The following is a 26,641-nucleotide window of genomic DNA, read 5'->3' as shown; positions in this document are numbered from 1 at the left end:
ACAGGAAAGCCCCCGGAGTTATTCTTCGGGGGCTTTTTCTGTCTCGGGATCCGCCTGCGCCGGCGCATCCTGCGGCTCGATCCGGACGCGGATCGGCCCTGGCGGTTTCAGGTTCAAGTCGCGCTGCGGGAACGGGATTTCGATATTGTGACGCTCCAGGGCCGTATGCAGCGCCCAGTTATAATCCGCCTTCACCTTGGACGGCTTCTTCACCGCCTCTTCGTTCAGCCAGACGACCAGTTCGAAATCGAGGCTGGAGTCCCCGAACCCCACCAGCCAGACCTGCGGCGCGCGCGGACCCATGTTCTCGAGCGTCCAGTTGACCTCGGCAGCCGCTTCCAGCCCTGCCTGCCGCACCAGGTCCTTGTCGGTGCCATAGGCGACACCGAACGGCACCCGGATGCGCCGGCGCGCCTCGCGCAGGGTCCAGTTGATGACCTGTGCCTTGATGAACTCCTCGTTGGGCACCAGGATATCGACATTGTCGTTGGTCGTGACCAGGGTCGACCGGATGTTGATCTCGTTGACCAGCCCCGTCACGCCCGAGGGCAGTTCGATGAAGTCGCCGACCTTCACCGATTTCTCGAACAGGATGATCACGCCGGAGATGAAGTTCGAAAAGATCGACTGCAGGCCGAAGCCGATGCCGACACCAAGGGCACCGGAAAACACCGCCAGCGCGCCAAGCGGCACGCCAATCGACTGGAGCGCAACCACGACCGCAAAGCCGATGACGACGATCTTCGTGACCTGGCCGAGAAGCCCCGCCGTGGACGGGTTGAGCTGGCGGGTCGACCGCAGCTTTATCTGCGCAGCATCCCCGGCCACCCGACCCAGCCAGAGCGCCGCGATGGCGATCAGGATATTGGCCAGCAGGGTCAGGGCGTTGATTTTCGTTCCGGCGACATGGGTGCTGCGCAACAGGTCGAGTGTCGGCTGCAGCAGGTGCAGGATGAACAGCGCGGCCACAGTCCATGCGATCACCGCAAAAAGCGTCGACCAGATGGTCTCGCGCATGTTCAGGGTCATCAGCCGCACGACGATCCAGGCGTTCATCAGGCTGCCGACAATCCGCAAACCCTCATAGGGCAACCCGGCCAGGCTGAATCCAAACGCTGCGCACCAGATAAGGATGACGCTGATCAACGGCCAGGAAACCTTGGCAAATGACCGGCAGAACCGCGAATACATGACCGCCGCGGCGTACTTTTCAGCCACGTGCAACAGCATGCGCCGCGGCACGCGCGACGCCAGCCAGCCGATCGCTGCGGCAGCAATGATGATGCCCACCTGCCACAGCATCGCGATCGACAGGGCCCGTTCAAGGAAGGCCGCCAGCCAGACCTGCGCCTGCCCCATGAACGTGGTCACTTGCGACCCGACGGCCTCGATATCAATGTTATCAGGGTCCATGTGCCTACCTCAGATCCATTTCATCAGCTTGAACAGCAGGAATTCGAGGCCCACCAGGACGGCAAGAATGGCCACAGTGATCCAGAACGCCCCGCTGGAATCGACGCCCGGCATGCCACCGACATTGATACCGAGCAGACCTGTTACGAAGCCGAGCGGCAGGAAGATCGCCGCAATGATGGAAAAAATGAACATGGTCCGGTTCATTTCACTGGCGGCCCGGTTGTTGAGATCGTCCTGCAATACGAGAGCGCTTTCCTTCGAGACGTCAAGATCCTCGAGGTTCCGGGTCAGCCGGTCCAGCATCTCCCTGACCATGTTGCGATTGCTGGCCGACATCCAGTCCGGCGGGTCACGCTGCAATTGCAGCAGGGCATCATATTGCGGCGAGAGATAGCGCTTGAAGGCAAGACAGGTGCGCCGGATACCGCCGATCTCCTCGACCAGGGTCTTGGGTGTCGCCGCTGCGGCGTCCGCTTCCAGTTCGTCGATCCGATCATTCATCGCAACGATGGCCTGGGTGATCTTGCCGATCAATTCCCTGGTCAGCGCCATCACCAGGTCGCCTGCCGTGCGCGGACCGGTTCCTGCATCCTGCAGGCTGGCCAGCACATCGCGCGGGGTCTGCAGCCGGCGCCGGCGCAATGTGATGACCCGGTTCTTCTCGGCCCATACCTGCATGGCGATCATGTCTTCAGGGACATCCCCGGGATTGAAATTGACCCCCCGCAAGATGTTGATGAGGCCGTCGCCTTCGCGGAACACGCGCGGCCGGGTCTCGTTCGAGATCAGCACATCCATTGTGGCATCAGAGGCCGGCAGCGCGGCATGCAACCATTCCGACACGCCGGGTACGGTACGGTCCATGTGCAGCCACAGCACATCGGTGGCATGTAGTGGGGTCCATGCCTGCGCTTCCTGCCAGTCCAGCATCCGGCAACCGCCAGCCCCGTCGAGCACACAGCCGAACACCATCGGTTCGCCGGGGCTGTTACTGCTGGAGGGGCCTGTCGTCATACGCGGGTCCGTGGCTGTTGGTCTGCCATGACGACTTAAGCCGATCACGGCCTCCGGCGCAAACGCGCCGCACCGGTCAGAGACGATAGTCCGGCAGGTCGAAATCATCCTTCAGGCTTGGCCCGATCGCCAGGTTTGCCACGAATGGCACCCGCAACAGGTTGGTCACCAGGTTGCGAACGCCAATGCCGAGCGCCGTCTTCGGCGCGAACGAGGACGCGAAGGCCCGTGCGGATTTCTGTTTCGCCAGCAGGAAGGGCCGCAGCCGCGCTTCATGCGCGGCGAAGGCCGCGCGATGATCGCCGCCTGCCCGCTGCAGTTCGCCAGCCAGCACATAGGCCTGCGTCATCGCAAGACCGGTGCCCTCCCCTGCCAGCAGCGACACGCAGGCCGCTGCATCACCGACCAGCATCGCCCGACTCTTTGACCAGGCCGGCATCTCGATCTGGCTGACCCGGTCGAAATAGATGTCGTCAGCGTCCTCCATGACCCCGAGGATGTCGGGGCATTCCCATTTCATGTCGCTGAATATGTCGCGCAGCGCCGCCTTCCGGCCGGCCATGGCGTGCGGCTCCGGGCCGGTCATCCGCCCGGCTTCGAACACGAACAGGAACAGGGTCGTGCCGCCGCGCAGGGCGAACCGGAAAATCGTCCGTCCAGGCACGGCATGGCTGAGATAGACATTTTCGTCGCGCGGCGTGTAGCCGGAGACTTCGAACGCCGCGACGTAGAAGCCCAGCTTACGTTCGTAATCCACCTCCGGCCCGAACAGCAGGCGCCGCACATTAGAGTGCAGCCCGTCGGCGCCGATCACCAGGTCGAAATCGCGCCGGGCGCCGCTCTCGAAACGAACAGCCACGCCCTCGTCCCCCATGTCGATCGCGGAGATGCTGTCGCCGAACACGGTCTCGACCTTGTCCTGGACTGCCATGTAGATGCATTCGGCAAGGTCGCCCCGTGGCAGGCTCGTGTACCGCCCTCCGGTCATCCGGCCGAACACCTTGGCGGAAAATGCCGCCGCCTTAGTGCCATCCGCGTCCACGAAGCGGACCTCTTCGATCGAATAGCCGCGCGCCCGGACATCTTCCAGAACGCCCATCCGTTCGGCAATCGTGTAACCTGTTCCCCAGAAGTCGATGACATAGCCACCAGCCCGGAAGTCCGCCGCATGCTCGACAAGTACAGGCTTGTGCCCTGACCGCTCGAGCCAATAGGCGAGCGTTGGTCCGGCAACGCCAGCGCCGCTGATGCAAATCTTCATCGCACCGTCCTTTCCGGAACGGGCTAACAGAAATGCTCCGGGTCTGAAAGGCGGCCACGCCCCGGCTTGCCCAATTTTCCGTAGCCGTCATATTCACGCGCACACCAGAACGGGAGACTGCCATGAAACGCCTCGCCTGCGCACTTGTCCTTGCCGGCCTTGCCACCACCGCCCAGGCCGACGTGGTCGCCGCGGCCCCCGACCATTACGTGCTCAGGCACGAGGCCACCTCGTCGCTAGCGCCCGCCGCCATGTGGCAACGCCTGGTCCATCCGGAGACATGGTGGTCACCTGACCATTCCTATTCGGGCGATGCGGCCAACCTGGCGCTCGCCCCTGTTGCCGGCGGCCTGTGGACGGAAACCTGGGACGGTGGATCGGTCGCCCATGGCCAGGTCCTCACGGTCCTCGAGGGTGAACTGCTGCGCCTCGACGCACCGTTCGGGCCGTTGCAGGCGCTCGGTGTCACGGTCGTCTGGACCATCACCATCGCGCCCGACGGCGACGGGTCGAAAGTCACGTTCGACGAAGTCGCAAACGGCACGGCGGCCAGCGGCCTCGCCGATCTCGCCCCGGCTGTCGACGCGGTGAAGGCCCAGGCAATGGCCCGCCTGACGCACACGGACTAGGCCTCGCGCCGGATCACCCAGTCGAGCCCGTCGGGCACCTGCGCCACATCGACGGACATGAAGTCCCGCGAGGCCTGGATCGCACCGCGCCACAAGTCGCACCAGCACGCCAGAACGACGTCCCGCTCGGTGCCGTCCATGCCGCGCACGATGCGCAGCCCTGTCTGGTGCACGCTGGTGCCACCGCCGTCCTGCACTGCCACGGACACATCATCCCCCATGCCCGCCATCATCGCCGCAAGGAATCCGGCCGCCGCCTCGGGCCCGCCTTCTTCCACGCCGAGCGCCGCCGCCATGTGCCGGAACTGCTGCAGCCCGGTCAGGCGCGCAGCGAGCTTGCCGAGTTCCAGCGTCCGCGCTTCGCCCAGCACGCCGACCAGTTCGGACAGGCCATTGCGGATATAGTCCATCGCATAGTTGCGGTTCGCCTTGGCCAGGCGCGCCTCATCCCACGTCCCTTCCGGCGGACGCGGCTGCTGCGTGGGGTCGTAGGCCGGCGGGCGCTCGTCCGGGCGAAATTGCAGCCGCTCGTCCTCGGCAAGGGCATCATCGTATTCGCGGAAATAGCCGCACAGGCCGAACTGGCCGGTCATGTCCTCCGACACGCAGACAAAACCGAGCCGCGGATTACCCAGCGACACCCCGTTCTGGGCATACCAGCCCCGCAGGAACCCCCGGCTCGCTTCCACCGGCACGCCACAGATCGCAGGGCCATCATACATCCAGCGTGGATACCGGAAGCGCACCCAGGCCTTGGTGTCGCTCTCTTCCATGTATTCCACCGCTACGCCGCCCATGCCGTTCGACAGCACATGGTATCGCGCGCAGGCTACGGCATGCGGCAGGGCATCAAGGCCCAGCTTACGGAAACTGGACAGGAATTTCGCCTCGTGCTGGCGCCGGAACAGGCGGAACATCCAGTCGCCGACAACGGCCGGCCCCTCCCGCGTCGCGACCATCAGTTCGAGGCCGAGCAGGTACTGGTGGTGCAGGTCCGCCTGCGCACCAATCGCCGCCAGCGCTGCATCGTCCCTGCTCTTCGCCACCATCTCCCTGCCTCCATGTCGTCCTTCGCCGAGCCTGACGCGAACACGGCCCGGCGGCAAGCGGCAGCGCGCCCGCGCAAACCCCCTTGCCGCCCCGGCCCGGCCCGGGCTAAACCGGCGCCATGACCGACACACTCCCCGACCGCCTCAGCGTCAATCCGAAGAGCCCCTTTTACGACGAAGCCCTGCTGCTGCGCGGCATCGGCGTTCGTTTCAATGGGACAGAGAAAACCAATGTCGAGGAGTATTGCATCTCCGAAGGCTGGATCCGCGTTGCCGCCGGCAAGGCGGTTGACCGCAAGGGCAACCCCCTCACCATGCTGCTGAAGGGCCCGGTCGAAGTCTGGATCAAGGACGAGCCGGAGGCCTAGACCTCGCGGATCAGGTCCTGGCCCTGGTTGCGGACATTGCCGACGGCCGACCCGACCACCCATATGTTCATGTCCTCGGCCGGAAACGGTTCGAACAACGCCTCCACATCCTTGCGCGAGGTGTCCAGCCAGCGGGCATAGTCCGACGGGTGCAGGATGACCGGCATCCGGAAATGCAGCCCCGCCGTCGCATCATTCGGCACGGTCGTGAGGATGGTGAAACTGTCAATCTCAGACCCGTCGATCATCGCCCGGTCCCAGAGGCCCGCAAAGCAGAACCAGCGGCGGTTCTTCAGGCCGATCGCGAACGGCGTCTTCGCCCCCTTTTGCCCGGTCCACTCATAGTATCCGCTGGCGGGCACCAGGCAGCGGCGATGCCGGAACGCGCCGCGAAAGGCATTGCTGGTGTCCACGGTTTCGCATCGGGCATTGAACGACGAGAACGTCTTCTCCTTCAGCGGCTTGTGCCACCACGAGGGCACCAGCCCCCACATTGCAGGCGCCAGTTCGCGCGCCGTCTGGTCCGGGCCGTCGCCTTCGGGCACCAGCCGGATGATCGGCGCGATCTGGGTCGGCGCGATATTGTAGGCAGGCTCCGGCGGGTCGACATTGTCCGGGATGATCAGGTTGAGCCCGGTATAATATTCTTCCCAGGTCACCCCGTGTCTGAAAAAGCGTCCGCACATGCCGCCAGCCTAGCAAGCTATCGGCGCAAACCCTAGACCGCTTTTGTGCCTGCGGTCCGGCCCGGGGCGGCGGGCATCCATATGCCGAACGCGCTGCCCTCTCCCATCCGGGTTTCCACCGACAGGCCGCCGCGATGGTGCGCCATGATGTGCTTGACGATGGCAAGGCCGAGGCCGGTGCCGGTGATCTTGCCGCCCCGGCTCTGGTCGGCGCGGTAGAAGCGTTCGCCGAGGCGCGGCAGGTGTTCGCGTTCGATGCCCGGCCCCTGGTCCTCGATGCGCAGCCAGACCGACGGGTCCGGCACGCCGGGCCGGCCACCGGCGGGCAGCAGGGTCATGCGGTCGCTTTCGGGCCAGGCCTGGCCAGCCATGCCACGGGCGTCCGCCATGCTGGCGGCGTCACCATAGGATACCGTGACACGCCCGCCGGCGCTGGAATATTTCAGCGCATTCGTCAGCAGGTTCTCCACGACCTGGACCACCTCGTCGCGGTGCGCGATCACCGGCAGCGCGGCGGCGTCGCCGCGAATGTCCAGCGTGATGCTGCGGTCGTCGGCAATCGGTTGCAGCGCCTCGGCGGCGTCGCGCACGATGCGGGTGAAATCCTCGCGCTCACTCGGCGCAATATGCTCGGAAAACTCGATCCGCGACAGCGACAGGAGGTCGGCGATCAGGCGGCTCATCCGTTCGGATTCACCGGCCATGATATCGAGAAAGCGGTCCCAGGACGCCTTGTCGTCCTTGGCCGGGCCGCGCATCGTTTCGATGAAACCGGACAGCGCCGTCAGCGGCGTGCGCAATTCATGGCTTGCATTGGCCAGGAAGTCCGACCGGGCCCGCGCCGCCCGGCGCACAGGTGTCAGGTCTTCCAGCATGACCAGCGTATGGCCTGTGCCCTGCAACAGCGAGACATTCGCGCGCCAGGTCTCGTCAGGGCCGCTATTGACCTCCACCGACATGATCCCGGCCTCTTCGCCCTTCGCCGTCCGTTCGATCGCCGACAACAGCGCCGGAGACCGGATAACCGCGCTGGCATGCGGCTTGTAGCGCCCTTCCAGGTGCAGGATCATGTCAGCCGGCGGATTGAACCCGGTGATGCGCCCCTCCAGGTCCACTTCGAGCGCCGGCAGGGGCAGCGCTTGCAGGACCTGCGCGATGGCCTGGTCCTGTGGCCCCTCCGGGCTGGTCGACTGCGGCCCGGATGGCGAGGAAACGGGCAGGAATGCGGCCGACCCGACATAATAGGCGACCACCACCGATACGGAGACGGCAAATGCCGTGATCGCTTCGATCCAGCCCAGCTCTCCGGTCACGGCAAGCAGGAACAGCACGGCCGAAAAACACAGGCCGACGACGACAAAATCGCGCGCGCGGCGTGTCAGTGCGCTCCGGCCCGGAAGGCGGACGTCGGATGGATCTACTCTGTTCATCCGGTCTCCCCCTCCCCTTGCCGGACTGCCGCGGCCAGTCCGCCATTCTCCAGGCTGCGGCTACAGCGCCACCGGACATCTGCCAAGCCCCGACCGCCGCATTCTAGCAGTCTGCCGCCCCCGTGACACCCAGGCCAAAATTATTGAAAGTCGATAATTTTTCGTTGACAGTCGACTAGCGCCATCGTAACCGGAGGGCGAGACACTCGGGAGCTTTGGCTGCGGCATGAAACGATCTGTTCTATTACTCGGCACGGCATTTGTTGCGGCGTGTGCATCGTCTTCAGGGTCACATGGCCAGCGTGCCGGCCAACCCGTGGAATTTTTTGCCGTTTCTGTCGAAGCACCGCAGGAATGGGCCGCCCGCGGCGTCGCCGGCGTTCCGACGAGCGCAGACTGGCTCAGCCAGTTTCATGACGCGGTGATGGTTGATCTCGTCAACGAAGCACTGACCAACAGCCCGACACTGGAATCCCGCGCGGCCCTCGTGCGCGCATCGAAGGCGTTTGCCCGCGCCGCCCGGTCGCAGCGCCGCCCGAGCGTCAGCGCTTCGGCCTCGGCAGGCGTCACGTCGACGTCGAACAATTTCGGCGGCAATTCCGACCGGTCGACCGACGGCACCTACGGCATCGGCCTGGATGCGAGTTGGGAAGTCGACCTGTGGAACCGGATCGGGTCCGGCATCGGCGCCGCCGATGCAGACCTGGTGGCCAGCCAGGCCGACTATGCCGCTGCCGAACTCTCTGTCGCCGCGCAGACGGCCATCGCCTGGATCAATCTCAACGAGGCCCTCGCCCAGGAGCGCGTCGCCGTCCTGACATTCGAGGCGCGTGACCGTGTGCGCACCCTGACCGAACGGCGCTTCCAGCGCGGCCTCGCTGATGCGCTCGACGTGCGCACCGCCCGCAGCGCGCTCGCCGGGTCGGAAGCCACGATTGCGGCCCGCCGCCAGCTGTCCGGCGAAGCTGCCCGCCGGCTGGAAACGCTGGTCGGACGTTACCCGTCAGCCGAAATCCAGGCCCCGGCCGAAATCGCCTCGCTCGAAGTCATCACGCCGGAAGGCAATCCCGCCCTCCTCCTGTCGCGCCGCCCGGACATTGCCGCCGCCGAGGCGCGCATCACCGCCGCCGGCCTGCGCGCCGAGCAGGCCCGCCTCGCCATGCTGCCATCGCTGCGCCTGACTGCATCTGCGGGCACCAACACGACCGAGATTTCCGATCTGTTCGATCCCGAACAGATCGCGGCCAACCTGATTGCCGGCCTGGTGCAGCCACTGTTCACCGGCGGCAATCTCGACGCCCAGCGTGACGCCGCCGTGGCCCAGGCCGAATCCGCCGTCGCCAATTACGCCGCTGCCGCGCTTGACGCCTGGCGCGAGGTTGAAAACGCGCTCGCCGCCGATATCCTCCTGGCCAACCAGGAAGACGCCCAGGCCCGCGCCCTTGAAGAAGCCCGCCTCGCCGAAGAGCTAGCCGAACGTCAGTACACCAGCGGTACGATCACCATCTTCAACCTGATCGACGCCCAGACACGCCGCCTGAACGCCGAGAGCCTTCTGGTATCGGCCCGCGCCAGCCGCGCTGCGAACCGGGTTGCCTACCACCTCGCGCTTGGCGGCGGCCTGCCGACCGGTACAGGCTCGAGCCAATCTGTTATAATGGACACCCCAAAGAACGCCGCACTGCGTGGCAGGAGCTGATTTACATGAGCCGCATTGTCTCAATCCTTGCCCCGATCATCGTGATTATCGTGGTCGGCGTCGGCGGCAGCTTCGTGCTGCAAATGATCAAGCCGGAACCGGAAAAGGCCGACGAGGCCAAGGTCGGTCTGAACGTGTTTGCCGAGGTCGTGCGCCGCGGCAACCTGCACCTTACGGTCGAGGCCCAGGGCGAAGTGCGCCCGCGCCGCGAGATCGTGGTCGCCCCACAGATTTCCGGTCGCGTGTCTTATGTCTCGCCTGACTTCATTGATGGCGGTTTCATCAAGAAGGGCCAGCTGCTGGTCCGCGTCGAAGCGGCTGATTACGAGCTCGCCGTCGTGCGCGCCCGCTCCGGTGTCGCCAGCGCCGAACAGCGCCTCGCCCGCGAAATCGCCGAAGCCGACCTTGCCGCCCAGGACATCGCCGACCTCGGCCTCGAGAACGTGACGCCCCTCGCCCGCCGCGAACCGCAACTGGCCGAGGCCCAGGCCGCGCTCGACGGCGCCAAGGCCCAGCTGAAGGACGCCGAACTGGCCCTCGACCGAACCGCGGTCTACGCGCCGTTCGACGGCCGCGTGCGCGAACGCAGCGTGGATATCGGGCAGGTCGTGGCCGCAGGCTCCGCCCTTGGCCGCATCTTTGCCAATGACGTGGTGGAAGTGTCGCTGCCGCTGAAGGATGCCGAAATGGGCCGGCTCGGCCTGCCGCTGGCTTTTGCCGCATCCGAACAGTCTCCCGGCCCGAAGGTCGACTTCACTGCCACCGTGGGCGGTGTCGAACGTCACTGGACGGGCGAAGTCGTCCGCAGCGCTGCGGCAGTCAACTCGATGACGCGCCAGATCAACGTGATCGCGGAACTGAAGGATCCCTACGGCAAGGGCGCTGACGGCGATGCCCCGATGGCACCCGGCCTGTTCGTCAATGCCACGATCGAGGGCGAGACCATTCCGGACGTGCTGATCGCGCCGCGCGCGTCTCTGCGCGGCGAAGACCGCATTTTCATCGGTGACGCGGAAAACGGCAAACTGTCGATCCGCCCGGTCGACCTGATCTATTCCGACGCAGACGGCGCCTATGTCCGTTCAGGCATCGCGCCTGGCGAACTCGCCATTGTCAGCCCGGTCCAGGCGCCGTTCGACGGCATGAGCATCACGGTCATGGAGCGCATGGAAGACGGCACCGTCAAAGTCTATGAGCATGACAAGCCCGACGACGCAGCAGGCGGCGCAGACGTCCGCGAAGAGGCCGTCGCGCTGAAAGGGGATGAGGGAACGTCACGATGAGCGGAATAGTCGCCTGGTTCGCCCGTAACGCTGTTGCCGCCAATCTGCTGATGATCGTCGCCTTTGTCGGCGGCATTTTCGGCTACACGAAGATGGAACAGGAGATGTTCCCGGTGATCAACGTCACCGGCGCCTCCGTGTCCGTCGCCTGGAACGGCGCCTCGCCGCAGGATGTCGAAGAGCAGATCGTCACCCGCATCGAGGAAGCCGTCGCCGACCTCAACGGGCTGGACCGGATCACGTCGATTGCCAGCGAAGGCTTCGGCGTGGTCAACATCAAGGGCCGCGATGACGTCGACATGGAAGTCTTCGTCAAGGACGTGGAGCGCCGGGTCAACCAGATCAACAACCTGCCCCAGGCGGCCTTCCAGCCGCAGATCACGCGCTGGGAACAGCGCGACCAGTACATGGGCTTCGCGATCCACGGCAATGTCGACAACCGCACGCTCAAGCGCGTCGCCGACACCGTGCGTGATGAACTGGCCAAGCTGCCCGGCGGCGAACTGGCCGAGCTGCAGGGCACGCTGGACGAACAGGTCAGTATCGAAGTGTCCGAGCAGGCCCTGCGCCGCTTTGGCCTCAGCTTCAGCGACGTGGCGAACGCCATCCGCGAGTCGTCTCTCAACTCGTCCGGCGGACGCATCGAATCCTCGACCGGCGACGTCAACATCACGGCCCGCCAGCTGGCCGACACCGCCGACCAGTTCAGCAAGATCATCATCCGTCAGACCAGCAGCGACGGCACGGTCTTCGTCTCCGATGTCGCAACCGTCATCGACGGCTTTGTTAGCGACAAGCTGAAGGCGACCTTCGACAACGAGCCGACAGCGTTCGTGATGATCCCCTCCCCCGACAAGATGGACATCGTCAAATACACCGACGGGTTCAAGGAGTTCGTCAAGAAAGCCAACGACCCGGCCAACGGCATCCTGCCGGAAGCCGTCAAGATCGACGTCCTCTGGGACAATTCGGTCGAGTTCAAGGCCCGCATGGACCTGATCACCCAGTCGGCCCTTTCGGGCGCCGTGCTCGTCATGCTCGTGCTGGTCCTGTTCCTGCGCCCATTGGTGGCGCTGTGGGTGACCATCGGCATCTTCACCGCCTTCGCCGGCGGCATCATGCTGCTGCCCTATTTCGGCGTGTCCTGGAACATCCTGTCCACCTTCGCCGTGCTGCTGGTGATCGGCGTGGTCGTCGATGACGCCATCGTTGTCGGCGAGAACATACACAGGGAAGTCGAAAGCGGTCGGCGCGAAGGCATCGACGCGGCGATTGTCGGCACCCAGCTGGTTCTCAAGCCGGTCGTCTTCGGCGTCCTGACCACGATCATCGCCTTCCTGCCCTGGGCCTTCATCTCCGGTCCGACGCGCATGTTCACCCAGCAGATCACGTTCGTGGTCGTTGCCGCCCTCATCTTCTCGATCGTCGAGTGCATGCTCATCCTGCCGAGCCATCTGGCACACATGAAGAAGCAGGAATTCGACGGCCCCACCGGCGGCTTCATGAAGTTCCAGCGCCGCATCGCCGACAGCCTGCTCTGGTTCGCCAACCACCTCTACAAGCCCGTGCTCGAATTTGCGATGAAGTTCCGCTATGCAACGGTCGCCTTCTTCTTCTGCCTGTTCGCGCTTGCCTTCCAGATGCAGACAAGCGGCATCGTGCCCTTCCAGTTCATGCCGGAAATCGAGGCCGACCTGATCCAGGTCAGCATCGAGATGCCGGAAGGTACGCCCTATGAACGCCTGCTGCAGGTCCGCGACCAGCTGCAGGGCGGCATCGACCGCATCATGGATGAAACCGACAAGGAATACCCGGAGCTGAAAGACGGCCTGGTCACGCAGGCCTCGGTCGTCGCGTCCGGCAAGTTCGTCCGCGCCTGGGTCGGCCTTGCCCCGCCAGAGGTCCGGCCTATCGAGATCCGCACCAAGGATGTCTCCGAACGGCTCCGTGACCTGGTCGGCGAAGTCCAGGATGCCCAGGAGATCGGGTTCGATTTCACCTTCAACGAAGACGACAGCGGCATCCGCTTCGCGCTCAACCACCAGGACCTCGCCCGCCTGCGCGAGGCGGCCGCCGACGTGAAGGCGCACCTTGCGACCTATTCCAACGCCTTTGACATCGGCGACAACCTGTCCTCCTCCGCCGAGGAAATCCGCATAACGATGAAGCCCGGCGCCGAAACGCTCGGCATCACGCTGGCGGATGTCTCGCGCCAGCTGCGCCAGGCCTATTATGGCGAGGAAGTCCAGCGCCTGCCGCGCGACGGCGAGGACGTGCGCGTCATGGTCCGCCTGCCCGAAAGCGCACGGGCAGACCTCGACAGCCTCGACAGCCTGAAGCTGCGCACCATCGACGGCCGGGAAATCCCGGTCACGCAGGTCGCCGACTTCGAATACGCCCCCGGCATCAACCGGATCATCCGGCGCAACCGCACCCGGTCGGTCGCGGTCTATGCCGAAATCAAGGGCGAAGGCGGCCGCGCCCAGATCATGGGCGCGATGGAAAAGGAATACTGGCCCGAATTCGAGAAGCGCTTCCCGGATGTCCAGCGCGGTGAAGCCGGCGGTTTCGAGGAAGAGCAGAAATTCTTCGCCGAGATCGGCCGCCTGGTCGTCATCGCGATTGGTGCCATGTACATCCTGCTGGCCGTCGCGTTCCGGTCATACTCCCAGCCGATCCTGCTGATGATGGCCCTGCCCTTTGCCTATTGCGGCGCGATCTTCGGCCTCGCCCTGTTCAACACGCCGATGGCGATGTTTGCCTTCTTCGGCATCGCCGCCGCCGCAGGGGTCGTGATCAACGACAACCTCGTGCTGATCGATTACGTCAACCGACGCCGCGACGAAGGCGCCGGGGCGATCCAGGCACTGGTCGATGCCGGTGTCTCGCGCTTCCGTCCGATCCTGCTGACATCCGTCACCACCTTTGTCGGCATCCTGCCACTGCTCGCCGTCCGCTCCACCCAGGCCCAGTTCCTGAAGCCGATGATCGTGTCGCTGGCCTGCGCGGTCGCCTTCGCGATCTTCGTGTCGCTGCTGATGGTGCCGGCGCTCTACGCTGTCGGTGTCGAGATTGGCCGGATCTTCCGCTGGACCTGGGGCGGCAAGCCCTTCCGCCAGATCGGCGAGACCTATTCCGGCGAAGTCACCATGGATGAAGACGAACTGATCGGCACTACCAGGGGAGACGACCTTGGGGCGTTCGCGCCTGCCGAATGAGACTGGATTAACCTGTGACATGCCCTCCCCTTCCATGAGAAGCGGGAACACGGACATGGCCCTGCAAATGGAGAAGTGCACATGAAACAACTGATGTTGGGTGTTGCAGCCATCGCGCTGCTGACCGCCTGCGGCCCTGCCAAGGAAACGGCGAAAGTCGAGGCTCCCGCGCCAGCCCCCGTCGCCAATGCCGATGGCAAGTATGTCACCGCCGAAGGCCTCGAACTGTCCTCCCCGGACACCTGGGGCAAATGGGGCATCAACCTCGACACGCAGAACCCCGACATCCGGCCCGGCGACGACTTCTACGCCTTCGTCAACGGCAAGTGGCTCGACAGTTTCGTGATCCCGGCCGACCGGACTCGCTACAGCTCCTTCACCCTGCTCGCCGAGAAATCCGAACAGCGCGTGCACAAGATCATCGAGGAACTCGCCGCCGCCAAGCCGGATCCGGCAACGCTCGAAGGCAAGGTCGCCACGATCTACAACGCCTACATGGATACCGCCACGATCGAAGCCAAGGGCCTCGCACCGGCCCAGCCCTATATCGACCGGATCAAGGCAATGTCGAGCCGTGAAGACCTCGCCAGGATCTTTGCCGCGAACGGGTTCGCCTCGCCGATCGGAGGCTGGGTCGATGTCGATTCCAAATCGACCGAAGACTATATCTTCTACATCAACCAGGGCGGCCTCGGCATGGGCGACCGCGACTATTACCTGGTCGCCAATGACAAGAACAAGGAATTGCTGGCCGGCTACAAGACCATGCTGACAGGCCTTCTGACCGAAGCCGGCTACGCCGACGCAGCTGCCGCAGCCGACCAGGTCATCGCGCTCGAAACCCGGATCGCAGAGGCCCACTGGGATCGTGCCGCAGGCCGCAACCGGGACCTGACCTATAACAAGATGTCCAGGGACGACCTCATTGCCCTGGCCGGTGCCTTCCCCGCCGCCACCATGATCAATGACCTCGCCCTCGGCGACCAGTCGGAATTTGTCGTTCGCCAGGTCACCCCGACAGCGGAAGAGATCGCCGAAAACGGTCTCACCCCTGAAGATGTTGCCAAGATTTCCGGCGGCGGCATCGAAGGCATCTTCAAGGTCATGCAGGACGCGCCGCTCGACCAGTGGAAGGCCTACCTGACGGCCCACCTGCTGATCGACGCATCCGACGTCCTGCCGGCCCGCATCGACGACACGGTGTTCAATTTCTACGGCAAGCAGCTCAGTGGCCTCGAGGAACAGCGCGTGCGCTGGAAACGCGGCGTCGAAACCGTCGAGGACTCGGTCGGCGAAGCTGTCGGCAAAGTTTACGCCGAACGCTACTTCCCGGCAGAGAACAAGGCGGCGATGGACAAGCTCGTCGCCAACCTCCGCGTTGCGCTCGCCGAGAAACTTCAGGAACTCGACTGGATGGGTGCTGAAACAAAGGCGGAAGCCGAAGCCAAGCTTGACCAGTTCACGCCGAAGATCGGCTATACGGAAAAGTTCGAGACCTATGACAGCCTCGTGGTCACCGACGATGCCTTCGCCAACCAGATGGCCGTGAATGACTGGGCCTACAAGGACATGATCTCCGACCTCGGCAAGCCGATCGACCGCACCGAATGGGGCATGCTGCCGCAAACGGTGAACGCCTATTACTCGCCGAACCGCAACGAAATCGTCTTCCCTGCTGCCATCCTGCAGCCGCCCTTCTTCAATCTCAGCGCCGATCCGGCCGTCAATTACGGCGCCATCGGCGGCGTGATCGGCCACGAAATCGGCCACGGCTTTGACGATCAGGGTGCCAAGTCGGATGGCACGGGCATGCTGCGCAACTGGTGGACCGCCGAGGACGAGGCCAATTTCAAGGCCAAGACCAGTGCGCTCGTCGCCCAGTACAACGCCTTCTGTCCGTATGATGACGGCGAAACCTGCGTTAACGGCGCGCTCACGCTCGGCGAGAATATCGGCGACCTTGGCGGCCTGTCTATGGCCTACAAGGCCTACCATCTCAGCCTCAACGGCAAGAAGGACAAGGTGATTGACGGCCTGACCGGCGACCAGCGCTTCTTCATGGCCTGGGCCCAGGTCTGGCGGTCGAAGAACCGTGAAGAGGCCATGCGCCGCCAGATGCTGACCGATCCGCACTCCCCGCCCAACTATCGGGTGAACGGAATCGTGCGTAATTTCGACGAATGGTACACCGCATTCGACGTGGGGCCGGACGATGCGCTCTACCTGCCGCCGGAACAACGCATCAGAATCTGGTAACCATCCGCCCCCTGTAGTTGAATCAACAGAAAGCGGCGCCCTCGGGCGCCGTTTTTTTGCGCCGGTAAGCGCGTTGTTAAGTGTTGGCGCGCTATTTGCATTTACCGGGCATGGGCTTCAATTGGCCCGATTTGGAATGTGAGCAAAAACTATGGCCCTACTCGACCGTGTATTCGGCAATCGCAAATCCGCCTCGCCCTCGAGCGGCCGGATCGATCACGCCGTGTCGCCGGAACAGGACGTTCCCCGGCCTGTGCGCGGCGTCGCTTACCGTGAAGCCTTCGTGGTTTACGAGTCCGGCTACACCCGCCGCGGCATCGTCCTTGACTATTCCAATACCGGCGTGCGCCTGCGCTTCCCGACCAACGAGAACCTGCCCGCCGAGGTCCAGCTCAACGCCAAGGCCGTCAATATCAACGGTCGGGCCCGCGTCGTCTGGCAGGAGAATTCCGAAGTCGGCCTGACGCTCATTCCCTAGGCCCGGCACTCTCGCCTGACGAGAGTCTGCTTGGCAGGCTTCGCTTTTAAGGCTTGTATGGCGTTTCTGTTCAACCCTGGAACAAGGAACCCCCTATGGCCATCATGAAATCCGAACAGATCATGGCAGAATCCACGAAGTCTTTCGAGGATGCCATCCAGACCGCCGTCAGCCGCTTTTCGAAGACCGTGCGCGGCCTCGCCTCGGCGAACGTCAACAACATGTCGACCACCGTGAAGAACGGCAAGATCGCGACCTATCGCGTCAACCTTCAGATGACGTTCGAAATCGAACCGGCCGTGACCAAGGCCAAGAAGACCAAGTAGCCATGCCGGTCGACCCGCGAGTGGAGGCGTACTTTGCCTCCCTCGACGGCCTGCCCCGCGACATTGCCCACGCGCTCAGCGCGGAGATCACCTCGCTCGGCCCCCATCTAAGCCTCGGCCTCGCCTGGGGCTTTCCCTGCTGGACCGGGCACGAACGCGTCTTCTCGCTCATCGCGCACAAGGCCCGCTGCAATCTACAGCTCTGGAACGGCGCGCGCCTCGCCGACGCATTCCCCGATCTCGTCGAGGGCACCGGCAAGGCCCTGCGTCACGTCAAGGTCACCTCCGTCGACGCCATGGATGACGGGCTCAGCGACCTGGTCGAGGCCGCCATCGCGCTTGACCGCCTTGATCCGCAGAAAGTTCGCTGACCGTGCGTGACACGGCCGGAAATCGGATTAGGTCTTGTTGAGGCTTCCAAAGGAACCCGCCCATGTTGTCACGCTCGCTCGCCCTCCTGGCCCTCGCCGCCGCTCTGCCTTTCGCCAGCCTTCCCGCGCCCGCCTCGGCTGACCCCGCCTCACCCCCGCTTACGGATGCCACCACCATGACCAGCACCGAATTCACCTCCATCGACGGCAAGCCATTCGACCTCGCCAGCCTCGGCGCGAAGGCCGTGCTCGTCGTCAACACCGCGTCCAAATGTGGTTACACGCCCCAGTATGAAGGCCTCGAGGCGCTCTACGAGGCCTACAAGGACAAGGGCCTCGTCATTGTCGGCGTGCCCTCCAACGATTTCGGTGGCCAGGAACCCGGCACCGAAGCGGAAGTCAAAACCTTCTGCCAGATCAATTACGGCGTCACCTTCCCGCTGACCCAGAAATACGCCGTCACTGGCGCCGAAGAGCATCCCTTCTATCTCCACGCCGTCTCGACGCTCGGCGAAGCGGCCCAGCCCAAATGGAACTTCCACAAGATCCTTGCCTCCGGCGACGGCACGCCGCTGAAGGCCTACCCGTCGGCCACCAAGCCGGCCGATGCCGGCCTCGTCGCCGATATCGAGGCTGCCCTCGGCAGCTAGAGGCACACGTCCCGCGTCACGCCGATCGCCGTCAGGAAGTCGGCATCATGGCTGACCACGATCAGCGCCCCGTCAAAGCCTGACAGGGCCGCTTCCAGCAATTCGACCGCCGCAAGGTCGAGGTGGTTGGTCGGTTCGTCCAGCAGCAGCAGGTAAGGCGGCTCGGCCCGCGCGAACACGCAGGCCATGCCCGCCCGCAGGCGCTCGCCGCCGCTCAGCGTGCCCGCCGGTTGCAGCGCCGCGGTGTTGCGGAAGGCGAACCGCGCCAGCGCCGCCCGCCCGGCATTCTCCGTCAGTTCCGGGTTCAGCCGCCGCAGATTCTCGAGCACGCTTTCCTCCGGTGCCAGCAGGCTGACATGCTGGTCCAGCATTGCCATCCGGTCGGTCAGCCGCCGCACCTCGCCGGCATCGGCTTCAGCCTCCCCCATGATCAACCGCAACAGCGTCGTCTTGCCGGACCCGTTCGCGCCCCTGATGGCAATCCGCTCCGGCCCGCGCACGTCAAGGTTCAGCGGCGCGAACAGGCGCCGCCCGCCGCGCGCCATCACAACGCCTCTCAGGGCCAGCAGGTCGCGGCTGGCGGCAAGGCCCGTTACCGGCAGGTCGACATGCAGCGGCACCTCCACCTCGACCCGTTCACGCGCCGCCTCATAGGCCGCACGCCCGGCCCCGGTCAGCCGCTCGGCCACATCGCTGCCGCGCGCGCGTGTCGTCTCGGCGCGCTGCTTGCGGGCGTCGAGCAGCATTTTCGGCGCACCGCCCTTCGCCCGTGTCGCCCGTCCGCCCTTGTCGCGCCGGTCCTGCTTCTCGCGGGCGACCTGCGCTTCGCGTTCCGTGCGTTTCAGCTCGCTCCCGGCCCGGTCCAGCTCCGCTTCCGCCCGGTCCCGCGCCGCCTCGCGCGCCGCCCGGAATTCACTCCAGCCCCCGCCGAACACGGTGACGCCCACCGGCGACAGTTCAACAATCCGGTCGACCTGCTCCAGCAGCGCCCGGTCATGGCTCGCCACCACCGCCCCGCCTGTCCAGGTCGCCAGCAGGCCCGCAATCGCCGCGCGCCCGTCCGCATCGAGATTGTTTGTCGGCTCGTCCAGCAACAGCACGTCCGGCGCCGCCAGCAACAGGCGCGCCAGCGTCACCCGCGTGCGCTCGCCGCCGCTCAGCGTGGCCAGCCGCCGTGCCAGGTCCATCCCCGGCAGCCCCGTCCCGGCCAGCGCCGCCGCGAGGCGCGCCTCCAGCGTCCAGTCCGCCGCGCCGGCATCCGCCACGCTGCCCTGCCCCGCCGCCAGCCGCTCCAGCCGCGCAAGCCCCTCGGCAACGCCCAGCGCCTCGGCCACGCTCAAGGTCTCGTCCGGCAGCTGTTCCAGCCGCCCGACCGTCCCGCCGCGGTGAACGGTTCCCGCCACCGGCATGGCATCGCCCGCGATCACGTCGAGCAGGCTCGACTTGCCGCTCCCATTGCGTCCGACAAGGCCGATCACCTCCCGCCCGATGGCGAGGGTCAGGCCGTCAAACAGTGGGCGGGCATCAGGTGTGGAAAGGGAAATCGATGTAAGGGTAACAAACGCGGTCATGGGAAGACGCTTTCGACAAGGGAGACATGCAGCGAAGGGTGTGCGTTGCAAAATCCATTGTCCGGGTCCTTCCGTAGGCGTCAGCGTTGGGTATGTATCTATGAAAGCCGGCGCGCCGGCGCAAGGGGCGGCCGGCGGCCTCCCCCGCCCGGCAGGCCACCACGGGTCAGCCTTTCATGCCATAGGCTTCGCGGAACTCCCGCATGCCGTTCCTGGCATCCTCGGCCACCTTGATCGCAACCGGGCGCTGGTTGAGGCGCTCAAGCAGCCCGGCGGCCTCGGGCAGCGCATCATTCAGGTCCCAGTCGAACACGATCCTGGCAACCGCCGCCGCATTCGGGAATGCGTGCATGAACACGAAGTCCGCGTACGAGACATCATCGCCTGCAAGATACGGCGAGAACCGCCCCAGGCGCCGGATCGCGCGGCAGCCCCTCTCAAGCACCGGCCGCACAGTGGCCTTCACCTCGTCGGACACCGGCCCGGTGCCGAAAAAGGCCTCGCCATAGCATCGCCGCGCCGGCAGCTCGATATAGAGTTCGGAATATTTCAGCAACTCCCTGGCGCGCGCCCGGCCGAACGCATCCGCCGGAAAGAATGACGGCCCGTCAACAACGTCCTCGATATATTCGAGGATCACGCTCGTCTCGGTGAGGAACCCGTCAGGCGTTTCCAGGCAGGGAACCTTCCCCATCGCGCTCTTGGCAAGGAAGTCTTCCGACTGGCCCGTAAAGACACGAACGTCTTCATACGGAGCGCCCTTCTCCATCAGGGCCATCTTGACCATGTTGAAATAATTCGACGCTGGAAATCCGTACAGTTTCAGCATGGCGTAGTGTTCCCTTCTACCGGCGTCCAGGGCCCGAACGCTCCAGCGGCAATTGTGAAGCCTCCCTCCCGCGGGCACAAGCTGAAATCACCCGGACCATCCCGGTCCGGCGCCGTCGAACGCCCGTCTATTCCCGGATGGCGTCGATATAGGCCTGGTGGCCGGACTCGTAGTCCGAGCTATCCCACGCCGGCTCGCCGTCAGGATAGCCGCATTCCGGGCGGAAGGCATGGCAATAGCCGAAGCCGTAGTCATTTTCGGGTTCATACGGCACCCAGTCCTCGTCATGGACCACCGGCTCGTCCCTGAGGTCCGTCCAGCACTCCGGGGCGAGTTTTTGCCAGCTGTCCAGAAAATCGCACGGCGGCGCATCAGGCGCGTCGGTGGCCGCCGCCGGGGCCGCGCCACTCTCGTTGGCCTGTGCACTGGCCTCGGGTGTCAGCCCGGCGAGCAGCACGGCGGCGCTGGCCGCGATGATGGCCTTGCGGGAGAGGAAATGAGTCATGTCGGGTATCCTTTTGTCCAGGTTGGTGCCGCATTGATCCGCCGGCGCGGCGTCCGGGTGCTGTGCCGTCACGCGCCGCCTATTCCCAAATGGAATCGATCAAGGCCTGATGTTCATTGTCGATGTTCCCGCGCATCCGCTCGACTTGTTCGGCAGAAAGGCCGCATTCCTCGCTGATGGCGTAGCAGTTGGCCTGACTCACGTCAGGGTCGATATCGTACACCGGCCAGGAGCCTTCATCGAACGCCGGATAATCATCACAGTTTTCCCCGCAACCGACGTCGCCCTCGCCCCAGAGCAGGGTCATCGCAATCCAGTCAGACTCCGGATCGTACGGCGCCGCATCAGGCGCGTCGGTGGCCGCCGCCGGGGCCGCGCCCCTGTCATTGGCCTGCGCACTGGCCTGGGGTGTCAGCCCGGCGAGCAGCACGGCGGCGCTGGCCACGATGATGGCCACGCTGCTGATGGCCTTGCGGGAGAGGAAATGAGTCATGACGGGTATCCATCTGTCCAGGTTGGGGCCGCCTGGTCTGGCGGCGATGGACTGACCCTACCCCCGCGCCGCCCACTGCGCTGTGAGCTGCGGCACACCCCCGGAAAAAGACGCCCCCGCCTGTCACCGACCGCACAAACAATTCAGCCCCCGCACATCCTTCGAGGTGCGGGGGCTGTGTACGGAACGGCAAGGCCGCCTAGTTCGGGCAAGGCGCGCCGGGGCTGTGGTTTGCGTGGACCATGCCCTGACCAAACGGACGCCCGTTCTGGCCGATCAAGGTGACCTGGATATGGCACTGGCCATCGAATTGCAGCTGCACGCGGTTCTGCATGGGGCGGCCGTTCTGGCCCGGCGTAACGGCCATGCCCTGGCCGGCCATGCCATTGAACTGGCCCTGGAGGCTGGTCGTGGGGCTGCGCGCGGTGAACCGGCCAGACGGGTCGACCTGCGCCTGGAAAATCTCCGGGCCCGAACCGCCCTGGATCGTGTAGGCCCAGACGCCGTTGAGGGCGGCGAAGCTGCCGCCGCCGGGAGGGGTGAAGCCGCCCTGGTTGCCATAGCCGCCATAGGGCTGGCCCTGGCCCATGCCGGGTTGCTGTTGGCCCGGCTGCTGTTGGCCCTGGCCATATCCCGGCATCTGGGCAGACGCTGCGCTGGTCAAAGCGAGGGCGGCGGCGAGAAGCATGTTGAGGCGTTTCATGAGATTTGATCCTTGTTGGGTTGACCTCGCTCGATCAGCGACAGGAGCAACATAACAGCGTATCGGGCATCGTGAAGTGAACTGGCTCACACTTGTCCATTTTCCGTTTTCACCCCCTGCCCGCGTTTGCACCCGACGCGGACGATCATCTCTCGCGGAGACGTTCAGTCGTCCCCGCAACGCGCCGTGACGGCGCCCAGTGCGGACGTGATGTTTGCAGCGTTGATGATGTGGACCGGCGAGAAGTCGGATTCGTCCTGTCACGGACTGGCGAATCCTGTCCAATGCAATGCACTCATACATAGCTGGCATATGAGGAAGAATCGCCCTCAAGTGGATTTCTCTCGAAAATCTGGCCGGAGTCCGGGGGCATGAGTTCAACCGCTGGAGCGCGATTGGTCGTGGTCACTTGCTCAAGACAGGGATTGGGGTGTTTCGGTCGATCGCCTCATCCGGAGACGATAATTATGGCAGAGCCCAATTCTTCAACCGCGAACTAGCGTTACAATTCCAGCGCGGGCGTCAGCTCGCGCGCCGCCTTCATCTCCTCGTGCGGTTTTGGATCTTTCTCTTTATCATCACGGGCGATTACGTGTACGATCTTCTCGAAGGCAATGAGCAGCCTGCCGAGGCGCCGCTGGACGCAGCCAGTGAGGCGCTATTGAGAGACACCCGTTAGGAGACAGCCATGCAGGAAACCAGCCTCATATCGCAAGCAGTGACAGGCGTTGGCCTTGTCGTGATCCTGATGGTCGGGTTCTGGATACGGGGCCTGATCGTCGGCGCAGTGAAGAAGAAGCCGAGAGAGTAGGGCGAGGGTGATGCGGGCCGGGCGCTACTCCGGCTCATTGATTTCGACGCTAGGCATCGCGGTTCAACGCTCCAAACCTTTGATCCGTTTTCCGAAGAAGGCCGATCCCGCCCTTCGGCGCCAACATTCAAAAAGGACAAAAGGGAGCGGCCTTGGAGGCTGTTCCAAACGAACAGATGTCGTTGGCCGCGAACTTCTGCATTGAGGCATCTATTGACTTGTCTTGCCTCCGACGCACTGCGCTTCGCGGAGAAGGGCCTGCCATAGCTGGTCGGACGAAAGCGGCATATCCGGAAGGCTTCCCCAGCTATCGCACTGCCGCTGAAGCACGCTCTCATAAGCCTGATCCAGAAGCTTATGCAGCTGCTCACGAATTTTCGGATCGTCTTTCAGGAGACGCCTAAGATTAGTTTCAATTAGTACCAGCCTGTCGGCCACGAGGGTTATCCTTTCCCCGACTCGGCGCAAGCTTTGTCAAATATATAATTGGGAAAGTTTTCTTATTCGCAAAGTGTATAGACGAGAACTTATCCCCCCCCTTCCGCACCTGCCGTATACTCCCGCCATGACCCGCGCCCAGATATCCGCCCTGCTGGCCCGCTTCCCGATCTGGATGCGGCCCTGGGTGTGGCTGCAGCTGATGGTCATCAAGCGCTGGCAGATGCGCCATCGGCGCGAACTGATGATCTCCGTCTGCTACGTCACCGGCCGCCTCCGCGTCGCCTACATGGCCGACGCGCCGCGCGACCCCGCCCTTTACCATTACGATGCCCCGGCCATATCGGCCTGGCAGCGGCTGGCCGTCGCGGCGCCTGCGTGCATCGCCGTCGCGCTTCGTGCAGTGTCCGGGCTGTTTGCGTGTAGCGTTCGGGCTGCCTTCGGGCCGCGCCCGGCCTCTCCCGACACGTCCTGAAACCTCGCAGCGCTCATCCTGAGCGAAGTCGAAGGATAGGGCGCGGGCGAGAATCCCGCCCGGCCCGGCTCGTCCTTCGACTTCGCTCAGGACGAGCCTCAGGGAAATCAGTATCCGCCGCCTGCCGCCCCCTCCGCCCGAGGGATGCGGCCGTCAGTGCTGGCGTATACGCTATCCTGGCCCCCGCGCGGTCTTGACGTCCGCAGCGTCAAAGCGCCTATGTGTTCGCAACTGCAAGAAAATACTTTCTGGAAGGAACCCTGAATGTCCGAACAAGATCCCGTCGTCATCGTTGGCATGGCCCGCACCCCGATGGGTGGCCTGCTGGGCGACCTTTCGAGCCTGACTGCCAACGAACTCGGCGCCATTGCCGTGAAGGCCGCTATCGCCGAGGCGAAGCTGAAGCCGGGCGAAGCGAACGAAATCATCATGGGCAACTGCCTGCCCGCAGGCCAGGGCCAGGCGCCCGCCCGCCAGGCCGGGTTCAAGGCCGGTGAAGACAAGGGCCTCGAGGCCACCACGATCAACAAGATGTGCGGCTCCGGCATGCAGGCCACCGTGATGGGCCGCCAGGCCATCCTCGCGGGCGATGCCAATATCGTCATCGTTGGCGGCATGGAATCCATGACCAACGCGCCGCACCTGCTGAACGTCCGCAAGGGCCACAAGTATGGCGCGATGACCTCGGAAGACCACATGGCCCTCGACGGCCTGTCCGACGCCTATACGCACGGGCCGATGGGCCTGTTCGCTGACAAGATCGCCGTCGAATACCAGTTCACGCGCGAGCAGCAGGACGCCTACGCCCTCGAAACCCTGACCCGCGCCCAGAACGCCACCAAGAACGGCAAGTTCAAGCGCGAGATCGCCCCGGTCACCGTGAAAGGCCGCAAGGGCGACACGATTGTCGACACGGACGAACTGCCCCGCACCGCGATGCCGGACAAGATTCCCACCCTGCGCCCGGCCTTCTCGAAGGACGGCACGGTCACCGCGGCCAACGCCTCCGGCATTTCCGATGGTGCCGCTGCAATGGTGCTGATGCGCCTGTCGGAAGCCAAGAAGCGCGGCCTGAAGCCGATCGCCCGCATCGTCGCCTCGTCCAGCCACGCGCACGAGCCGGAATATTTCACCACCGCGCCCGTGCCGGCCATGAAGAAGGCCCTCGAAAAGGCTGGCTGGAGCATCGACGATGTCGAACTCTGGGAAGTCAACGAAGCCTTCGCGGTCGTTCCGATGATCGCCATGAAGGAACTCGGCATCAGCCATGACAAGCTGAACGTGAATGGCGGCGCCTGCGCCATGGGCCACCCGATCGGTGCGTCCGGTGCCCGCGTCATCGTCACGCTGCTGGCCGCCATGGAAGACCGCGGCCTGAAAAAAGGCATGGCCTCGCTCTGCATCGGCGGCGGCGAAGGCATCGCCATGGCCCTCGAACGCTACTGATCCAACCGGTCAGATTGACTGTCGAGAGCCCGGGCCGTGCCATCGCACTGTCCGGGCTTTTGCTTTTTGAGGTCACGATCCCATGCCCCTCCAGAACCGTGTTGATCCCTTCGGCGAGATTCACGCCGTTCCGGACAAGGGCGCCTTCATGGGCAATCGCGGCGGCTGTTTCCACCTGCCTGACCAGACCCTCAGGTCGCGCCGCTGGGCGACGCAGCAATGGATCATCTGCCTGCTGGACTTCAAGGGCCGCAGGCGCGCCCTCATGCAGCCGGGCCTCTATACGGAACTCTTCTTCCTCGACGAGGCAACCGCCCTTGCTGCCGGCCACCGGCCCTGCCACGAATGTCGCCGCGCCGATGCCCTCGCCTTCCGCGCCGCCCTCGACCGCGCCAATGTCCTGCCCGCCTCCGCAAAGGTCGTTGCCATGGACCGCCTGATCGCCGGCGAAGTGCAAAGCGTGCTCAAGGGCGAAGCCACCCGCGAGATCACCACGCCCGCCGCCCTGCCCGACGGTGCGTTCTATACGGTCAGTGACACCGCCTGGCTGAAGCAGGGTGAGACGGCCCGGCCTTGGTCCTTCGCCGGCTATGGCGCGGCCCAGCCGCTGCACGCCAGCGGCCATCGCCTCACCCCGCGTGCCACCTGCGCTGCCCTGGCTGCCGGATACCTGCCCGCGCTGCACCCATCGGCCGCCCGGTGACGCCCTAGCCGGACTTGGTGCGGTCGCCGACCAGGCCCAGCGGCAACGCCGTCGTGCGCTTGGCGACGCGGATCACGATGCGCGACTGCACGTCGGACACCAGCGCCGAGCCCAACAGCTTGTCGCGCAGGAAAACGTCATAGGCATGCATGTCCGTCGTCACGACATGGATCATGTAGTCCACCGCGCCGGTCACGGTCATGCATTCGATCACCTCTGCCCATTGCTGGACAATCGCTTCGAACGCTTCGAGATTTTCGCGGCTCGGCAGGGCCAGCTTGACGCTCGCCATGACCTCGAAATTCAGGCCGAGGGCGAAATTATCCAGCAACGTCACACGGCCGGTAATGAATCCCGCCTCTTCCATGCGCTTGATGCGCCGCCAGCATGGCGAGGACGACAGGCCGACACGGTCGGCTATCTCTGCAACCGAAAGACTGGCGTCGCGTTGGATAATGTCGAGTATGCGCGCGTCAATCGAGTCTAGTTCTTGGGCCAATTTTACTTTTTCTCCCCTATTCAAGGCATAATAT

27 protein-coding genes are annotated in these 26,641 nt (G+C 64.5%); 15 read left to right on the top strand and 12 right to left on the bottom strand.

Annotated features, from left to right (window positions below):
- Positions 1 to 18: 18 nt before the first annotated feature.
- The 3 genes from HJO_RS17635 to HJO_RS07220 form a co-directional block, all read right to left on the bottom strand.
- Positions 19 to 1,413 carry a mechanosensitive ion channel family protein gene (locus tag HJO_RS17635; RefSeq protein ID WP_051618383.1) on the bottom strand — a complete coding sequence of 465 codons (1,395 nt, stop codon included), beginning with the start codon at positions 1,411 to 1,413 and terminating at the stop codon, positions 19 to 21.
- A gap of 9 nt (positions 1,414 to 1,422) precedes the next feature.
- A complete protein-coding gene (locus HJO_RS07225) occupies positions 1,423 to 2,430 on the bottom strand; it encodes a zinc transporter ZntB (RefSeq protein WP_035615579.1) in 1,008 nt (335 codons plus the stop codon).
- Positions 2,431 to 2,506: 76 nt separating this feature from the next.
- A complete protein-coding gene (locus tag HJO_RS07220) occupies positions 2,507 to 3,691 on the bottom strand; it encodes an FAD-binding domain (RefSeq protein ID WP_035615577.1) in 1,185 nt (394 codons plus the stop codon).
- 122 nt (positions 3,692 to 3,813) lie between these two features.
- Here HJO_RS07220 and HJO_RS07215 point away from each other — a divergent pair, with 122 nt between their 5' ends.
- On the top strand, positions 3,814 to 4,320 hold the full coding sequence (locus HJO_RS07215; protein WP_051618382.1) for an SRPBCC family protein: 507 nt from the start codon (positions 3,814 to 3,816) through the stop codon (positions 4,318 to 4,320).
- Here the strand turns inward: HJO_RS07215 and HJO_RS07210 are convergent.
- Positions 4,317 to 5,369, bottom strand: coding sequence for a hypothetical protein (locus HJO_RS07210; protein ID WP_051618381.1), 1,053 nt, complete (start codon positions 5,367 to 5,369; stop codon positions 4,317 to 4,319). The two genes, HJO_RS07215 and HJO_RS07210, sit on opposite strands and share 4 nt — an antisense overlap.
- A 119-nt stretch (positions 5,370 to 5,488) precedes the next feature.
- Between HJO_RS07210 and HJO_RS07205 the strand changes: the two genes are divergently transcribed.
- Entirely contained in the window at positions 5,489 to 5,737 is a 249-nt protein-coding gene (locus tag HJO_RS07205) for a DUF3297 family protein (protein ID WP_035615575.1), read from the top strand.
- Here the strand turns inward: HJO_RS07205 and HJO_RS07200 are convergent.
- Both HJO_RS07200 and HJO_RS07195 read right to left on the bottom strand, forming a co-directional pair.
- Complete coding sequence (locus HJO_RS07200; RefSeq protein ID WP_035615573.1) at positions 5,734 to 6,423, bottom strand: SOS response-associated peptidase; 690 nt, start codon at positions 6,421 to 6,423, stop codon at positions 5,734 to 5,736. The genes HJO_RS07205 and HJO_RS07200 overlap by 4 nt on opposite strands.
- A 32-nt stretch (positions 6,424 to 6,455) precedes the next feature.
- Positions 6,456 to 7,853, bottom strand: a complete 1,398-nt coding sequence (locus tag HJO_RS07195; protein ID WP_051618380.1) for a sensor histidine kinase — start codon at positions 7,851 to 7,853, stop codon at positions 6,456 to 6,458.
- Between the two features lie 226 nt (positions 7,854 to 8,079).
- Between HJO_RS07195 and HJO_RS07190 the strand changes: the two genes are divergently transcribed.
- The 8 genes from HJO_RS07190 (at position 8,080) to HJO_RS07155 (ending at position 18,134) form a co-directional block, all read left to right on the top strand.
- Positions 8,080 to 9,552 carry an efflux transporter outer membrane subunit gene (locus HJO_RS07190; RefSeq protein ID WP_035615571.1) on the top strand — a complete coding sequence of 491 codons (1,473 nt, stop codon included), beginning with the start codon at positions 8,080 to 8,082 and terminating at the stop codon, positions 9,550 to 9,552.
- 5 nt (positions 9,553 to 9,557) lie between these two features.
- The gene (locus HJO_RS07185; protein ID WP_035615569.1) at positions 9,558 to 10,835 is read left to right on the top strand and encodes an efflux RND transporter periplasmic adaptor subunit; all 1,278 of its coding nucleotides are present in this window, start codon (positions 9,558 to 9,560) and stop codon (positions 10,833 to 10,835) included.
- On the top strand, positions 10,832 to 14,053 hold the full coding sequence (locus HJO_RS07180; protein ID WP_035615567.1) for an efflux RND transporter permease subunit: 3,222 nt from the start codon (positions 10,832 to 10,834) through the stop codon (positions 14,051 to 14,053). Before HJO_RS07185 ends, HJO_RS07180 begins: the two co-directional genes overlap by 4 nt.
- An 81-nt stretch (positions 14,054 to 14,134) precedes the next feature.
- The gene (locus HJO_RS07175; protein ID WP_156945471.1) at positions 14,135 to 16,309 is read left to right on the top strand and encodes a M13 family metallopeptidase; all 2,175 of its coding nucleotides are present in this window, start codon (positions 14,135 to 14,137) and stop codon (positions 16,307 to 16,309) included.
- 151 nt (positions 16,310 to 16,460) lie between these two features.
- Positions 16,461 to 16,787, top strand: a complete 327-nt coding sequence (locus HJO_RS07170) for a PilZ domain-containing protein (RefSeq protein ID WP_035615565.1) — start codon at positions 16,461 to 16,463, stop codon at positions 16,785 to 16,787.
- A 95-nt stretch (positions 16,788 to 16,882) separates the two neighbouring features.
- Complete coding sequence (locus HJO_RS07165; protein WP_035615563.1) at positions 16,883 to 17,113, top strand: dodecin family protein; 231 nt, start codon at positions 16,883 to 16,885, stop codon at positions 17,111 to 17,113.
- A gap of 20 nt (positions 17,114 to 17,133) precedes the next feature.
- A complete protein-coding gene (locus HJO_RS07160; RefSeq protein ID WP_162173792.1) occupies positions 17,134 to 17,484 on the top strand; it encodes a DUF1801 domain-containing protein in 351 nt (116 codons plus the stop codon).
- Between the two features lie 62 nt (positions 17,485 to 17,546).
- Complete coding sequence (locus HJO_RS07155) at positions 17,547 to 18,134, top strand: glutathione peroxidase (protein WP_035615559.1); 588 nt, start codon at positions 17,547 to 17,549, stop codon at positions 18,132 to 18,134.
- Here the strand turns inward: HJO_RS07155 and HJO_RS07150 are convergent.
- The 5 genes from HJO_RS07150 to HJO_RS07130 all read right to left on the bottom strand — a co-directional run bounded on the left by HJO_RS07150 (position 18,131) and on the right by HJO_RS07130 (position 22,235).
- On the bottom strand, positions 18,131 to 19,705 hold the full coding sequence (locus HJO_RS07150; protein ID WP_035615557.1) for an ABC-F family ATP-binding cassette domain-containing protein: 1,575 nt from the start codon (positions 19,703 to 19,705) through the stop codon (positions 18,131 to 18,133). The genes HJO_RS07155 and HJO_RS07150 overlap by 4 nt on opposite strands.
- A gap of 166 nt (positions 19,706 to 19,871) precedes the next feature.
- Positions 19,872 to 20,534 (bottom strand): glutathione S-transferase family protein, encoded by a 663-nt coding sequence (locus HJO_RS07145; RefSeq protein ID WP_035615554.1) that lies wholly within the window; start codon positions 20,532 to 20,534, stop codon positions 19,872 to 19,874.
- 127 nt (positions 20,535 to 20,661) lie between these two features.
- On the bottom strand, positions 20,662 to 21,039 hold the full coding sequence (locus tag HJO_RS07140) for a hypothetical protein (RefSeq protein WP_156945469.1): 378 nt from the start codon (positions 21,037 to 21,039) through the stop codon (positions 20,662 to 20,664).
- 79 nt (positions 21,040 to 21,118) lie between these two features.
- On the bottom strand, positions 21,119 to 21,532 hold the full coding sequence (locus tag HJO_RS07135; RefSeq protein WP_035615550.1) for a hypothetical protein: 414 nt from the start codon (positions 21,530 to 21,532) through the stop codon (positions 21,119 to 21,121).
- A gap of 199 nt (positions 21,533 to 21,731) precedes the next feature.
- Positions 21,732 to 22,235, bottom strand: a complete 504-nt coding sequence (locus HJO_RS07130; protein WP_051618379.1) for a hypothetical protein — start codon at positions 22,233 to 22,235, stop codon at positions 21,732 to 21,734.
- A 409-nt stretch (positions 22,236 to 22,644) separates the two neighbouring features.
- Here HJO_RS07130 and HJO_RS07125 point away from each other — a divergent pair, with 409 nt between their 5' ends.
- From HJO_RS07125 to HJO_RS07105, 5 genes are all read left to right on the top strand, one after another.
- A complete protein-coding gene (locus HJO_RS07125; RefSeq protein ID WP_035615545.1) occupies positions 22,645 to 22,914 on the top strand; it encodes a hypothetical protein in 270 nt (89 codons plus the stop codon).
- Between the two features lie 9 nt (positions 22,915 to 22,923).
- Positions 22,924 to 23,046 (top strand): hypothetical protein, encoded by a 123-nt coding sequence (locus HJO_RS18805; protein WP_277813159.1) that lies wholly within the window; start codon positions 22,924 to 22,926, stop codon positions 23,044 to 23,046.
- 565 nt (positions 23,047 to 23,611) lie between these two features.
- Positions 23,612 to 23,959 (top strand): hypothetical protein, encoded by a 348-nt coding sequence (locus HJO_RS07115; RefSeq protein WP_035615542.1) that lies wholly within the window; start codon positions 23,612 to 23,614, stop codon positions 23,957 to 23,959.
- A gap of 264 nt (positions 23,960 to 24,223) precedes the next feature.
- Positions 24,224 to 25,405: a thiolase family protein gene (locus HJO_RS07110; RefSeq protein WP_035615540.1), complete on the top strand. Its 1,182-nt coding sequence runs from the start codon at positions 24,224 to 24,226 to the stop codon at positions 25,403 to 25,405.
- A gap of 82 nt (positions 25,406 to 25,487) precedes the next feature.
- Complete coding sequence (locus HJO_RS07105) at positions 25,488 to 26,108, top strand: hypothetical protein (protein ID WP_035615537.1); 621 nt, start codon at positions 25,488 to 25,490, stop codon at positions 26,106 to 26,108.
- 4 nt (positions 26,109 to 26,112) lie between these two features.
- On the opposite strand, the gene HJO_RS07100 is transcribed toward HJO_RS07105, so the two are convergent.
- Entirely contained in the window at positions 26,113 to 26,607 is a 495-nt protein-coding gene (locus HJO_RS07100; protein ID WP_035615535.1) for an Lrp/AsnC family transcriptional regulator, read from the bottom strand.
- Positions 26,608 to 26,641 lie beyond the last annotated feature (34 nt).

The sequence above is a fragment of the Hyphomonas johnsonii MHS-2 genome, assembly GCF_000685275.1.
GTDB lineage: Bacteria > Pseudomonadota > Alphaproteobacteria > Caulobacterales > Hyphomonadaceae > Hyphomonas > Hyphomonas johnsonii.
Note: the sequence above shows the minus strand (reverse complement) of the source record. Positions and strands in the feature narration are given on the sequence as shown.